Source organism: Teredinibacter waterburyi, from assembly GCF_001922985.1.
GTDB lineage: Bacteria > Pseudomonadota > Gammaproteobacteria > Pseudomonadales > Cellvibrionaceae > Teredinibacter > Teredinibacter waterburyi.
On the sequence record NZ_MRUH01000123.1, the window covers coordinates 126349 to 140061 of the forward strand.

Consider the following 13713-nt stretch of genomic DNA (forward strand, 5'->3'; position numbering starts at 1 on the left):
TAACACTGCTGTTGTGGCTCAGTAAGTCAGCGTGAGTCTAATAAGTTCCGGGGCTGAGATGATGGGGTGGGAACCGCAGTTGCGCTATGAAGATTGGAGTTCTGGGCTATAAGGTGTCAGGCACATTTTCAGCTGTGTTCGACGCAAGTAACTTTTCGTAATGCCTGTAAAGGTAATCGTGGCGACCTGCATAGTTTGAATCACTTGGGATCTGTCCCATACGCTGAAAACTTCCCGCAACGGTTTGCAGTTCTTTGGCACTAGGGTGAGTATCTTTGTTTTTACTGATGATGGCCTGAATCATGTTGAGGTTGAGGCCTATGTGGTTTGGCAGTTCGCGTAGTACCTCCTCAAATGCTTCCACAGCATCAGCATATTTTTGCTGTTGATAGAGTTCTATCCCTTGGCGGTTTAGTTTTGCGGCAATTATTACACCTTCGCGAGTAATGGGTTCACGCAATAGCTTATCGATTTTAATGGCGAGCTTTGGATCGTCATTGATACTCGCCAGCTCCTGTAGTAGGCGCTCTCCCTCGTCGTATAACCCCAAGCTCATAAACGCTTTAGCGCAGTCAATACACAGCTGGCTAGAGGTGTTACTCACGGCGCTCAACTTCATTTCGTTATTGATTGTTGCCGCTGTTTGAGTAGCTTCGGCGGCATCGTCTAAGTGATCTGCGAGCGTACAAATATCGGCAGTAATTAGCTTGCTTCTCATTTGTACGACAGGTTGATTGGCATAGCGGCGCTCCACAGACTTGATTGTTTCTAAAGCTTCGGTTGTTAAGGTCGCGGCAGCGTTACCTGGCTTGGAGCGAGCGAGGTTAGTTAAACCCTGAGCGAGGTTAAGGTAGTCCTCAGCTTGTTCGTGGCAGGAATTTTTACTGTATTTAAGCGTCGAACGATAGGCATGTACGGCGGCGTGATTATCGCCCACTTCATGGCTAATGCGGCCCATTTCCCGCTGCCGTGGCGCCGATCGAGGTGATATTTTGATGGCGTTAGTAAGGCTGTGTTGTGCCTGGGCAAGCTTCTTCGATGCTTCGTATACCTGAGCGAGCAAATCATGTGCTTCAACGCACATGGGGTTTTCGCGGACGATTTTCAGCAAGAGCGTTTCTGCTTGGGTTACTTCTTCTAGCCCTACCAATGCATGGGCTAGGCCGAGTGAGCACCACAGCGGCCGCCGATCACTTGAAGCATCTTTGTACAAGTTAAATGCCTCCAGATATTGATGCTGTTTTATGAGTAGCTCGCCGAGCATTTTACGTGCATCTGGGCTAAAGCGGTCGTTTTTGGCGAGCGCCTCTTCGCAGGCAGCGATGGCTTGTTTTGGTTTGTTGCGGTCGAGTGCCGATTTTGCGCGCAACAAGGCCTCGTTGCGCAATAGTGCGTGGTCTAGCCGTGGGCGTAGACTGTCGCGATTGATGGGCTTGTTTACATAATCGTCTGGTTGGAATTCGAGGGCATGAATGACGGTGTGGATTGCGCTGTCGGCGGTAATAACAATGTAGATTGCGGTGTTCTTTAATAGTCTGTGGAAACGCAGCTCTTCTAAGAGTTGTTGGCCATTTTTACCGTTACCGAGATTGAAATCGGCCAGTACGATATCGTACTGATGGCGTTGGCAGAGATCGATAGCTTCTTCTGCGTTCCCGGCCGTATCAATCGATGTGGAGCCGAAATCTACAAGAATACGTTTTAACGAAGTGCGTATCTCCGGCACATCATCAATTACCAGGCAGCGTTTTTGGCTGTAGGTTCGGATGATGTCAATTTGCTTTAACGGAATCTCTGACATTTTTAAATCTTAAAAAACAATAGTTTAGGATAATATGTTAATGTTGACTGTAATGTGTATTTTGGCGGGGCTCCACGCAATTGCTAGCTGTGAATTTACGCGCTTTAGGGTTTGTCACTCACTGCTGTTAAGTGTAGTCCAAACCTGTGAATGTGGCGCCGGAATCAAATTGACCTAAGAAGTTAATCTCACTCATATGCACAGCAATGTTTCGATTTGGGGCTGGCCTCTGCTAGAATTGCGCCTCCTCATTAATTCTCAAATCTTTGAAGACTTAAACCGAGCAAAACAGACGCATGAATTCGGCCGATTGGGTAATAATTGCAATATTAGTAGTCTCCAGCCTAATCAGTTTGAAGCGCGGCTTTGTAAAAGAAGCTCTTTCAATGGCTAATTGGGTATTGGCATTCTTCGTTGCCATGACCTTTAGCAATCAATTGTCGGCCTTGCTGGCCAGTCAGATCACCACGCCTTCAGTGCGAGAAATGGTCGCCTTTGGTGTGTTGTTTGCCGCTACACTTATTGTTGGCGCAATGGTGAATTACCTTATTGGTGAACTCGTTCGAATGACGGGTCTCTCGGGCACCGATCGTCTGTTCGGTATGATTTTTGGTCTGTTACGCGGTTTTGTTGTTGTGATGGCCGTACTTATCATCGTCCCAGGGGTTGTTCCTATAGATCAAGATAGTTGGTGGCAAGAATCAACGATGATTCCACATCTGCTGGAATTTGAAGATTGGTGCCGCGCAGCGGCGGCAGAACTCACAAGTTTAGCGACGAATTTAATTAAATAATTTTTTTTACAGCGCTGGTGTTGGCTTTCGGGCGAGTGGCAGTACATTCATTATCGGGATTTTAGCTATGTGCGGTATTGTGGGAATAGTAGGTAAGCAGGACGTAAATTTGGGTTTATACGACGCCCTGACGATGCTCCAGCACCGAGGCCAGGATGCCGCAGGTATTATGACCTGTAACAACGGTAAGTTTGCTCAACAAAAAGCCGTTGGACTTGTTAAAGATGTTTTCCGAACTCGCCATATGCAGCGTTTGGTTGGCAACATGGGAATCGGCCATGTTCGCTATCCCACGGCGGGCAGTACTGGGCCGGCGTTGGCTCAGCCGTTCTACGTGAACTCGCCTTATGGAATTGCGTTGGCCCACAATGGCAATCTCACTAATACGCGGCAGTTAAGCGAAGATTTGTTTCGCGCCGATCTGCGCCACGTTAACACCGACTCAGATTCCGAGGTGTTGCTGAATGTGTTTGCCCATGAACTGCAGTTGCAAGGTAAATTAAAGCCAGAGCCAGAAGATATCTTTAAAGCGGTAGAGGGTGTTCACAAACGCGTGCGCGGTGGCTACGCCGTGGTCGGCATGATCGCCAGTTACGGCGTGATGGCTTTTCGCGATCCTCACGGTATTCGCCCGTTGGTGTTTGGTTATCGCGACACTGATCGCGGCCGCGAATATATGATCGCCTCTGAGAGTGTAGCTCTCGATGTGTTGGGTTATAAGTTAATGCGTGATGTCGCCCCAGGCGAAGCCATTTTTATAACCAGTGATGGCGACTTGCATACTCGTCAATGTGCCGAGGCGCCGGAGTGCAGCCCCTGCATTTTTGAACATGTTTATTTCGCTCGCCCAGATTCCATTATGGATGGCGTGTCGGTATATAAGGCGCGTTTGCGTCAGGGTGAAAAACTAGCCGATAAAATTTTGCGAGAGCGCCCCGACCACGATATCGATGTTGTTATTCCCATTCCAGACAGCAGTCGCGTGGCAGGGCAGGCCATGGCGCATGTGTTGGGCGTGAAGTTTCGCGAGGGTTTAGTTAAAAACCGCTATATCGGCCGCACCTTTATCATGCCGGGCCAGACCTTGCGTCGTAAGTCGGTGCGTCAAAAGTTGAACGTAATCGACCTGGAGTTTCGCGATAAAAATGTCATGCTAGTGGACGATTCAATTGTTCGCGGCACCACATGTCAGCAAATTATTATGATGGCGCGAGAGGCCGGCGCTCGTAAAGTTTACTTTGCGTCCGCCGCGCCTGCGGTAAAGTATCCAAATGTTTACGGTATCGATATGCCTAGTGCCGCCGAGCTAATTGCGCACGGCCGTACCGAGCAGGAGGTTTGTGAAGCGATTGGTGCTGATTGGCTGGTCTATCAAGATCTCCACGATTTAGTCGCGGCGTCTGGCGAGGGTAACAGCGAAATCAAAAAATTCGACTGTGCTGTTTTCGATGGCAGTTACGTGACGGGTGACGTAGATGCCGCCTATCTTGATGATTTAGAAACGGCCCGGGGCGAGCGCGTTAAAGCCGGCCGTGAACGTTTACTCGCGCAGAGCGACAACGCCATGGTCGGAATAAATAACGACGACTAGCAAGACAAATACGAACAAATTGCGAAACGAATAAGAGCAGATAGAGCAATGGCCGAGCACAACGATCCTTTTGAATTTTTACATGGCGCCGAGCTGGATACACTCGCTGTGCGCGCAGGTCAGGTTCGGACCGAAGAGGGCGAGCACGGCGAACCCATTTTTGTTACCTCAAGCTATGTGTTCGATTCGGCGGCGCAAGCGGCGGCGAGATTTTCCGGCGAGCAGCCGGGCAATGTTTACTCGCGATATACCAATCCGACAGTGCGTACTTTTCAAGATCGAATTGCGGCGCTAGAAGGAGCTGAGGCGGCGGTCGCAACGGCTTCTGGTATGGCGGCAATTCTGAGCACCTGTATGGCGCTGTTGAGTTCCGGTGATCACATCGTCTGTTCGCGCAGTGTGTTCGGTACCACCACAGTACTTTTTGGCAAGTATTTGCAAAAGTTTGGTGTTCAAATTGATTTAGTGAATCTCACGGATTTAGATGCGTGGGAGAATGCGATCAAGCCGAACACTCGCTTATTGTTTTTAGAGACGCCCTCGAATCCTTTAAGTGATATTGCCGATATTCGTGCGTTGGCAGCTATCGCCCATGCTCACGATGCCTTGTTGGTTGTCGATAATTGCTTTTGCACGCCGGCTTTACAGCGTCCGCTGGAACTCGGCGCCGACATGGTGATTCACTCTGCAACTAAGTACCTAGACGGGCAGGGTCGTTGTCTGGGTGGCGCGGTGGTCGGCAAAGCTGAGCACATGAATGAGGTACTGGGTTTTATTCGTACCTGTGGGCCAAGTATGAGCCCATTTAACGCGTGGGTCTTTCTTAAAGGCTTGGAAACCTTGCGTCTGCGTATGGAGGCTCACTCGGCAAGTGCCTTGGAGCTGGCGCGCTGGCTCGACAAACATCCCAATGTGGAGCGAGTTTTCTACGCTGGTTTGGAAGATCATCCCGGTCACGAATTAGCCAAGCGCCAACAGACTGCGTTTGGTGGGGTGCTCTCATTTTGTGTCAAAGGCGGTAGAGAAGAGGCGTGGCGAGTGATTGACGCGGCTCGAATTATTTCGCTTACTGCAAATTTAGGTGATGCAAAATCAACGATTGTACATCCCGCAACGACTACTCACGGCCGTTTGTCCCCAGAGGAAAAACTGAATGCCGGTATTACCGATAACCTGATTCGTGTCGCAGTCGGTCTTGAAGCTGTTGGAGATCTTAAAAAGGATCTTGAACGAGGCTTGGGTCAGGTCGGTTAAACTTGGTTTCATTGCCACCAAAAAGCCGCTTTACGGTGGCTGAAATTAAAAGGACTGTCGTGGCTTTCTTTTCCCGCAATGTGCGACAGGTGCGATGGATTGGCATTATCGTCGTTGTCGCGGCAATCTTTTTCAATCTCTGGTTACTGTTCCTTTATCGCTTGCCCGGTAAAACACTGTTTTGGATGTCCTTGCAAAATGCAGGGCACTCCCTCGCTTTTCTTGAGCTTTCCCTCGCACTTTGCTACGCCGCTACGTTTTACTTTCATCGTCGCTTGGGTGTGGTTGCTCTAATGGTGATTGGCATTTTGTGTTTGCTTTTTGGCGGCATGGTAGAGGTGGTACAGGGGTTTGTCGGTAGGCAGTCCAGCTGGAGCGACCTTGGTTTAGATGGCGTTGGCACTTTTGCTGGGCTGTTAACCTACGGCGCTTTTCATTTTAGTCCCACATCTCGCTATCGCTACATCCGTTGGCTGTTGATACCAATCGCGCTAGGCGTTATGAGCCGCGCATTGTTTACACCGCTAAAGTACGCCGTAGCCGAGCAGGTGGTTAGGGCCGAATTGCCGCTGTTAGCCGATTTTGATAGCCGCTGGTTAAATGTTTTTGTTTCCAAAACATCGAGTGCTGTACTTAAGTTTGAAGCGCCGCCACCCGAATGGAAGGGTCACTCAACTCAGGTTGCGCGTCTTCAAATTTGGCCTGGTAGTTGGCCGGGAATTCAATTTTACGGGGTTGTACGGGATTGGAGTAATTACGACTATCTAGTATTCGATTTGTTTAGCGCAGAATCTGAAAACGCAAAAATGTATTTGCGTATTAACGACCTTAATCACAATCATCGCTACTCCGATCGATACAATCGTTCTATTACGGTAAAACCAGGCTATCAGCAGATCCGTATTCCTCTGGGCAAGGTTAAAGCTGGTCCGGCCGAGCGTGAAATGGATATGAGTAAAATCAAGGAAGTTATTTTTTATGCGTATCGGACAAAGACCGCGCGTACGTTTTATTTGGATAACCTGCGTTTACAGTAACGGGTTTTATCGAAACGTTCATATGCGTGCTAAATCATTTAGCGGCTAAGCCTATTCATTATTACCCATCTCTCAGAAAAGCTCGTGCAGCAATAAGCGCCATTGATAGTAAAGCCGACTACAAAACCGACCAGATAGGAACTATGCTTCCAAGATGAATAATACAATTTCAGCACTCACGACTCAGATCGGTACCGTTCTTTTGGGCAAAGAGCCTCAGGTTAAGCTGGCGCTTGCGTGTCTGTTTGCGAAAGGACATTTGTTGATTGAAGATTTGCCGGGAATGGGCAAAACCACCTTGGCGCAGTGTTTGTCACGGGTGTTGGGATTGGCGTACCAGCGGGTGCAATTTACCAGCGATTTACTGCCGGGGGACATTCTTGGCAGCGCCGTCTATGAGCGTGAAAAATCTCAGTTTCACTTCCACCCAGGGCCGGTTTTTACTCAGGTGCTATTGGCCGACGAAATTAATCGTTCTACCCCTAAAACACAAAGTGCATTGTTAGAGGCAATGGAAGAGCGCCAAGTGACGGTAGAGGGTGAAACTCGACCACTCCCGGAACCTTTTTTTGTGATTGCCACGCAAAACCCCTTGTCGCAGGCGGGAACCTATCCCTTGCCCGAGTCACAGCTAGATCGATTCCTTATGCGTATTTCGTTGGGTTATCCTAATCGAAAAGCCGAGCGGCAACTTTTTGAGGGTGTCGACCCGCGTGCGCGCTTAGCTGAGATCGAACCGGTTATCGATTTGCCCCAGTTGCAGAGCCTTCAGGCGCAAGTACAAGACGTAAAGGCCACTCAGCAGTTGCTGGATTATTTACAGCGCATGGTGGAATTTACCCGCAATGATGAAAGCTTCACCTACGGGCTATCACCCCGTGGCGCCATGGCGTGGCTGCGCGCGGCTAAGGCTTGGGCCTTAATCGACAACCGAGAATACCTCTTACCCGATGATTTACAGGCCGTCATGTCGGCGGTTGTGGGGCACCGAGTTCGTGGGGTTCACTCCCATTCGGTAAGTGGGCAGGCGAGTCCAGCACGCAGTTTGGTCGACCATTTACTCAACAGCGTGAGCGTGATTGAAACGCGTTGAATACGCGAGCGGTGAGCCCTATGGACCCAGCCTCGAAAATGTCAAAACCTTCTGGTGTCAGTGGTTTTTTTTCAGCGTTATTTGATCCGTTGTTCAGCGCTTTACGGTTGCGCGCCGAGGTGCGATTTTTTCGCTGGGTAGACAAACATACCCCCGCCGATAACCGGCATCTATTAACCCGTAAAAAACTCTATATATTCCCCAGCTGGCGCGGTATTGGCTTTATTGGTGTGGTGCTGTTGTTATGGCTGTTGGGAACGAACTATCAGAATAACCCCATTCTTGGGCTCTCATTCCTGCTGACCAGTATTTTGGTGGTGGCGATTCTGCGAACTCACGCGAATCTTTCCGGCTTAGATATTACCTATGTGGGGGCAGGGCAGGCCCATGCCGGTAGCGAGGTTGATTTTCATTTTAAATTGACGAGTTCGTCCGGCCGCTTTGTTGAAAATCTTGAAGCTAAGTGGCAGCGCAGCGAGCAAAGACTAATTCATATTGATGTGCCCCCCGCCGAGATGGTTACAATTTCTGTGCCTTTATTCGCGCCGCAACGAGGCTGGTTAAAGCCCGGGCGTTTATTGTTAGAAAGTCACTTTCCGCTTGGAATATTACGTTGCTGGACTTGGCTGGTGTGGGACGCTCAGGCGTTGATTTATCCGCGCTTGGTTGAGACAGACAAACCGAGTCAAGGCGGTGGCGAGGGTGAAGATGAGGGCTTTCATCCGCTTCGTGGTGGTGATGATTTTAGCGGTCTTCGCGAGTTTCGAGCCGGTGATTCGTTAAAACATATTGCGTGGAAGGTTTACGCGCGTGAACGAGGTTTATATGTAAAAGAGTTCGGCCAGAACTTGTCGCGAGAACTCTGGCTAAGCCTAGACCTATTGCCAACTTCCGATTTGGAAGAGGGTTTATCAATGTTGAGCTACCTCGCCGTGGCGCTTCATCGCGAAGATGAATTTTATGGTTTGCGACTGCCAGGGGTTACCCTCGCCCCCAATCGAGGTGAGGATCATAAGCGCAAAGTGCTGGAGCATTTGGCTTTGTTCGGCCTTGGCGATAGTGTTTCGTGAAGCGCGCAGCGGGAAGTGTAGCGGGCCGCAACGGCAGTGATTCCACTTATAGCTCTGAAGCTAGCGGCGGCGATATGGCCGAGCATTTGGCGCAGACTCAGGTAAATCGATCGGCCTTGGCTTGGATGTTTGTGGCACAGGGTTTAACGCTTCTACCCTTGTTTTTCTATTTGCCTAAATGGTTGCCTTTCCTCTGGGCGGCCGCCGTTATTCTGCGTGTTCAGGTGTTTCGCGGTGTTTGGGGTTTTCCCAGTTCGACGGTCAAAGCTTTACTCGGGGCTGTGGGGGTAGGCGGGCTCTATTTAAGTTTTAATCGCTTCCTTGGTATCGAGCCTATGGTGGCGTTTCTTGTTTTAGCCTTCACTCTGAAGCTGGTAGAGGTTAAATCTCGCAACGATTTACTGTTGGTTTTGTATATCGGTTTTGTGGCCATCGCCGCGCAACTTATTTTTAATCAAACCCTGTGGTTGAGTTTTTACGGCGTGGCTTGCACGCTGGTGTTGTTAGCTGCACTGCAGTCACTATTTCAGCATCGACATTTGCGCTGGCGTCGCCAGCTCAAACACTCGCTCGTTATTTTGCTGCAAGCTATTCCGGTCATGCTACTGCTCTTCATTACTATGCCTCGGCTCGGTCAAATTTGGTCAGTTCCATTGATTCAGGAACAGGCAAAAATGGGCTTTAGTGAGGATATGTCGCCCGGTGACCTTGCGAATCTTGCACGTAATAACGCAATTGCTTTTCGCGTTAGCTTTAACGAGGGCGATATTCCAGCGCCTCAAAACCGCTACTGGCGCGGTTTAGTGTTGGACGCGTTTGACGGCCGTAAATGGGAGCGAAAGCAGCGCTGGTACCCGATTATCAATGGTGCTCGCAGCAGTTCGCAGCTGCATCCTGATTGGCGCCTCAACAACCTCGAACCTGAGCAGCGTTACGACTACAGCGTCATGTTGGAGCCTCACGGTTATTCGTGGCTGTTTACGTTGATGCCAGCGGTTAAGGTTGAAAGCCAAGCCCTGCGCACTCTCTTCACTAACAACTATTTATTGCTCGCAACAGAACGTGTTACAGCGCGAAGCTACTACAAGGTGCAATCACTGCAGCGCTATAGTGTGAGTACCGAGCAGCTTTCGGTTGATGAACGTGATGTGCAATTGGCTTTGCCAAAAGTGGGCAACCCCGGCTCCCGTCGATTAGTGGCTGATTGGCAAGCGCAAAATTTGAGTGCAGAAGCGATCGTGAATAGAGCCTTAGCGATGTTTGGTGACGATTTCACCTATACATTGCAACCGCCAACACTCGGCGTAGATTCGATTGATGAGTTTCTATTCGAGTCTCAGCGTGGGTTTTGCGAACACTTTGCCTCGGCGTTTACATTTCTAATGCGTGCTGCCGGTATTCCCGCTCGCGTAGTGGTGGGCTATCAGGGCGGGGAGTACAAAACCGGCAGTGAACATTTAGTTGTGCGTCAATCTGACGCGCATGCTTGGGCTGAGATTTGGTTAGAGGGGCGCGGCTGGATTCGGGTTGACCCAACTGCGGCTGTCGCTCCCGCGCGAATTGAGCGCGGTTTTTCCGAATCTTTAAACGCCTCGGATAGTGACTTGGTGAGGGTAGGAGCAGACGCGGGGTTTGCGGGTATGTGGGTGTATCGAATGCAATCACGTATTGAACAGTGGGATTATCTTTGGCACAAAACCGTGTTGAGCTGGGATAACGAAAAGAAGTCACAAACACTGCAGCGTTTACTCGGGTCTCTGGATCCGTGGCGCACGGCGCTATTTTTCATCGGCAGTCTTTTCGGCCTTTTGGGGCTGTATTTCTTGATGGGTTTGGCATTGCGGTCACGACCACGCTTGGCCTTGGAAACACAGTTGTTAAATCGCGCGAAAGCGCGTCTATCATCCCGCGGGTTTATATCGAACCCATCTGAAACACCGCGCGCATTTGCCGCGCGGGTAAAAAGCGAATTTCCGCAATTGGGCACTCAATTCGATGACATTGTCAGTAGCTATGAGCGCGTCGCTTATCGTGCTCAGCCTCAGGCTATCGCCTTGCTACGTCGCCGCGTTGCTAAGTTCAGGCCCTAATTCAGGCGTGGTTTAGGTCTTGATTTATGCTTGTGTCCGGCCCGGTTTTAGACGCTAAGCCACCTTGCTTTTTCAGCGCTGAACTGTGTCGAAATCAGTAATGCTCTGTGGTATTGTTGCACCACTCTGACGCAGGGCGATTTTTAGCGCTGCTCACGGCACTTTCGACTCTTGTTAGAGTTTGAGTGCCTTAAGTAGAACTGGCCGCTGGGCTTAGCCTGACGCCTTCGTAAGATTGGAAAACGACAATAATAAAAGGCGCTAGCCTTAATTTGGTGCAATCTTGCCCCCAAAATCGACAAGAATATAAAAAAGAATAATTCGAATTAGGAGCGATAAATGAAAATCTCTGTTTGTCTTGCGGCGGCGCTGGCAATGCTATTCCCGAGCCTGGCTATGGCCGATGAGCTTAGCGGTTCCAATACCGCATGGATCTTGACTGCAACGGCTTTAGTTTTGTTTATGACCTTGCCGGGTTTATCACTATTTTATGGTGGTTTGGTTAGGACCAAGAACGTGCTGTCGGTGTTGATGCAATGTTTCGGCATCGCCTGTATGGCGTCCTTGGTTTGGTTGGCGTTTGGCTATAGCCTAGCGTTCGGCGAAGGTAATTTGTTGATTGGTGATTTTAGCAACGCGTTTTTCGCTGCAATAGGCAAGGATACGCTAGCGGGTGATATCCCTGAGTCACTGTTCGCAATCTTTCAAATGACCTTTGTGATCATAACCCCAGCGCTGATTGTTGGTGCCTTCGCGGAGCGGATGAAATTTTCTTCGGTGATGATTTTTAGCTTGTTGTGGATCATTTTCGTATACGCACCCGTGTGTCACTGGGTGTGGGGTGGCGGCTGGTTGGCGCAAATGGGGTTGCTCGACTTTGCCGGTGGTACGGTTGTTCACGTTACCGCTGGTGTGGCGGCGCTCGTTACCGCACTAATGATCGGCAATCGCAATGGCTTCCCGGATCAGGCGATGCCGCCTCATAATATGACCATGACCGTCACCGGTGCTGGCATGTTGTGGGTGGGTTGGTTCGGCTTTAACGCTGGTAGCGCTTTGGCGGCAAATGGCGACGCCGCTATGGCGATGTTGGTAACCCATATTTCGGCTGCTGCTGGCTCATTAGCTTGGATGACAATGGAGTGGAGCAAGTTTGGTAAGCCGAGTGTGCTAGGTATTGTTACCGGTATGGTCGCAGGCTTAGGTACGATTACACCTGCGTCTGGTTATGTTGGCCCCATGGGAGCGGTGGTAATAGGCTTAACCGCGGGTATTGTATGTTTTTACGCTACGCAGTTTATTAAGCGTAAGTTGATAATTGATGACTCCTTGGATGTTTTCCCCGTGCACGGTGTTGGTGGTATTCTCGGGACTATTGCGGCGGGGATCTTCTCGTCTACTGAATTGGGTATTTTTTCCGGCTTTGGTTTCGGCGACGGCAATGAAACCATGTTTGCACAGGTTAAAGTCCAAGTCATTGGTGTGGCCGCTACAGGGGTCTATACCGCGTTAGTGACCTTTTTATTGATCAAATTTACCGGCCTGCTGACGGGTGGTATTCGTGTCAGTCGCGACGAAGAAACTCAGGGCTTGGATATAGTGCAGCACGAAGAGTCTGGCTATAAACTGTAATAAACCGGCTTGGGCGCAAGCTTGAGTAGGTCTTAACGGGAAGGGTTCTAAGCGTTGTTTAGAACCCTTTTTTTGTTTTTCGCCTCAAAACTGGGGCTAAACTGAGTAATAATGCATTCTGTTCGCGTTTTTTTAACAGCACATGGCGCCGCGTCATTTGCCACTGGTATTCACCAGGTTTTATTGGCGTGGTTATCGATTCAGCTCTTACATTTAACCTCTGTTGAGATTGGTTGGGTGCAATGCGCTGCGCTGTTGCCGACGATTGGTTGGATGTTGGTGGCGGGGGTTTGGGCTGATCGTACTCGGCCGATACTGTTAATGGTATTAGCCCAAATTTTAATGGTGTTGAGTTTTATAGGGCTGGCGTTGTTGGTGTATAAAAACAGCCTAAATTTTTCCTATTTACTTGTATATGCCGTGCTCGTTGGGACGGCTAATGCTTTTGTTCAGCCTGTACGCGAGAAAATCGTCGGGGAACTATCCGATCATAGTTTGCAAATTAAAATTTCACGGGCGAGCTTAGTGCAATTTAGTTTGCAGAGTTTGGGTATTGTGTTGGCCTCATATTCGGAATATGTTGGTTTGCTGGCAATTATTGGAGCCCAGATAATCGCGACACTTATCTCTGCTGCGCTGCTCTATAGGCTTAGTCTGCAAAAATTGAGTGTTGCAGCTGAGCCTCCCGGGCGTGAACTCAGTTCAAATCTAGAACGAGGTTTTCGAACCGAACTCAAGCAGGGGATAGCGTTTGTTCTGAAAGATAAACCAATGGGCCATTTGTTGGCGTTGATTGCTTTTAACGGTTTCGTTCACATGGGCGTTTTCTTGGTGGCGGTACCTATAATTGCGCGTGACGTGTACCACCTTAATGCGCTCCAATACGGTATGCTGCAATTTAGTTTTGTCGCTGGAATGTTGTTGGCTTATTTACTGTTGTTGAATAAACCCAAGCAACATTTCCCTGGGCAGGGCGCATTATTTAGCTTGCTTTATTCTGCAATCGTCGGCTTCGCGCTCGCTCGGACGCCGACATTGACAGGCCTTTATATGCTGTTAGTTTTTTGGGGATGGGTTGCGGGGCATTCGTCAACCCACTGTCGTGTTGTACTGCAACAACTTGCGGCTAAGCAACCGGAGTTAAAAGGGCGGTTGGTGTCGATTTATCAGATGACGCTTTTTGGTATGGCTCCGCTCGGCGCTTTGGTGGTCGGTTATGTAGCGGAATATCATGCCGTCGGGGAGCTCTTTCAGGCGATGGCTATCGCTAGTGTGTTATTGTTTGTAGTCTTTTTATTTAGTCGCTCACTGTGGCAAATTCGCCAAGAATGATTTTTATGCTTTTCACTTC

10 protein-coding genes are annotated in these 13713 nt (G+C 49.6%); 9 read left to right on the forward strand and 1 reads right to left on the reverse strand.

The window, feature by feature from the left end; all coding sequences use genetic code 11:
* Positions 1–106: 106 nt before the first annotated feature.
* Positions 107–1801 (reverse strand): response regulator, encoded by a 1695-nt coding sequence (locus IDZ20_RS09405; protein WP_188151176.1) that lies wholly within the window; start codon positions 1799–1801, stop codon positions 107–109.
* Positions 1802–2097: 296 nt separating this feature from the next.
* On the opposite strand from IDZ20_RS09405, the gene IDZ20_RS09410 reads away from it, so the two are divergent.
* The 9 genes from IDZ20_RS09410 to IDZ20_RS09450 all read left to right on the forward strand — a co-directional run bounded on the left by IDZ20_RS09410 (position 2098) and on the right by IDZ20_RS09450 (position 13694).
* The gene (locus tag IDZ20_RS09410) at positions 2098–2595 is read left to right on the forward strand and encodes a CvpA family protein (protein ID WP_188151177.1); all 498 of its coding nucleotides are present in this window, start codon (positions 2098–2100) and stop codon (positions 2593–2595) included.
* 67 nt (positions 2596–2662) lie between these two features.
* A complete protein-coding gene (gene purF, locus IDZ20_RS09415; RefSeq protein WP_188151178.1) occupies positions 2663–4186 on the forward strand; it encodes an amidophosphoribosyltransferase in 1524 nt (507 codons plus the stop codon).
* Between the two features lie 48 nt (positions 4187–4234).
* The gene (locus IDZ20_RS09420) at positions 4235–5440 is read left to right on the forward strand and encodes an O-succinylhomoserine sulfhydrylase (protein ID WP_188151179.1); all 1206 of its coding nucleotides are present in this window, start codon (positions 4235–4237) and stop codon (positions 5438–5440) included.
* 59 nt (positions 5441–5499) lie between these two features.
* Positions 5500–6477 carry a VanZ family protein gene (locus IDZ20_RS09425; RefSeq protein WP_188151180.1) on the forward strand — a complete coding sequence of 326 codons (978 nt, stop codon included), beginning with the start codon at positions 5500–5502 and terminating at the stop codon, positions 6475–6477.
* A gap of 154 nt (positions 6478–6631) precedes the next feature.
* Positions 6632–7570 carry an AAA family ATPase gene (locus IDZ20_RS09430; RefSeq protein ID WP_188151181.1) on the forward strand — a complete coding sequence of 313 codons (939 nt, stop codon included), beginning with the start codon at positions 6632–6634 and terminating at the stop codon, positions 7568–7570.
* Positions 7571–7590: 20 nt separating this feature from the next.
* Positions 7591–8640, forward strand: a complete 1050-nt coding sequence (locus tag IDZ20_RS09435) for a DUF58 domain-containing protein (RefSeq protein ID WP_245792234.1) — start codon at positions 7591–7593, stop codon at positions 8638–8640.
* Complete coding sequence (locus tag IDZ20_RS09440; RefSeq protein WP_188151182.1) at positions 8637–10730, forward strand: transglutaminase TgpA family protein; 2094 nt, start codon at positions 8637–8639, stop codon at positions 10728–10730. Before IDZ20_RS09435 ends, IDZ20_RS09440 begins: the two co-directional genes overlap by 4 nt.
* A 339-nt stretch (positions 10731–11069) precedes the next feature.
* Positions 11070–12362 carry an ammonium transporter gene (locus IDZ20_RS09445; protein WP_188151183.1) on the forward strand — a complete coding sequence of 431 codons (1293 nt, stop codon included), beginning with the start codon at positions 11070–11072 and terminating at the stop codon, positions 12360–12362.
* A gap of 111 nt (positions 12363–12473) precedes the next feature.
* Positions 12474–13694 carry an MFS transporter gene (locus IDZ20_RS09450; RefSeq protein ID WP_188151184.1) on the forward strand — a complete coding sequence of 407 codons (1221 nt, stop codon included), beginning with the start codon at positions 12474–12476 and terminating at the stop codon, positions 13692–13694.
* Positions 13695–13713 lie beyond the last annotated feature (19 nt).

What these genes read in the sequence shown, in the direction of transcription:
- purF (WP_188151178.1), top strand. Translation starts at nt 2,663, where the DNA reads ATGTGCGGTATTGTGGGAATAGTAGGTAAGCAGGACGTAAATTTGGGT.
- IDZ20_RS09405 (WP_188151176.1), bottom strand. Translation starts at nt 1,801, where the DNA reads ATGTCAGAGATTCCGTTAAAGCAAATTGACATCATCCGAACCTACAGC.
- IDZ20_RS09445 (WP_188151183.1), top strand. Translation starts at nt 11,070, where the DNA reads ATGAAAATCTCTGTTTGTCTTGCGGCGGCGCTGGCAATGCTATTCCCG.
- IDZ20_RS09420 (WP_188151179.1), top strand. Translation starts at nt 4,235, where the DNA reads ATGGCCGAGCACAACGATCCTTTTGAATTTTTACATGGCGCCGAGCTG.
- IDZ20_RS09430 (WP_188151181.1), top strand. Translation starts at nt 6,632, where the DNA reads ATGAATAATACAATTTCAGCACTCACGACTCAGATCGGTACCGTTCTT.
- IDZ20_RS09435 (WP_245792234.1), top strand. Translation starts at nt 7,591, where the DNA reads ATGGACCCAGCCTCGAAAATGTCAAAACCTTCTGGTGTCAGTGGTTTT.
- IDZ20_RS09450 (WP_188151184.1), top strand. Translation starts at nt 12,474, where the DNA reads ATGCATTCTGTTCGCGTTTTTTTAACAGCACATGGCGCCGCGTCATTT.
- IDZ20_RS09410 (WP_188151177.1), top strand. Translation starts at nt 2,098, where the DNA reads ATGAATTCGGCCGATTGGGTAATAATTGCAATATTAGTAGTCTCCAGC.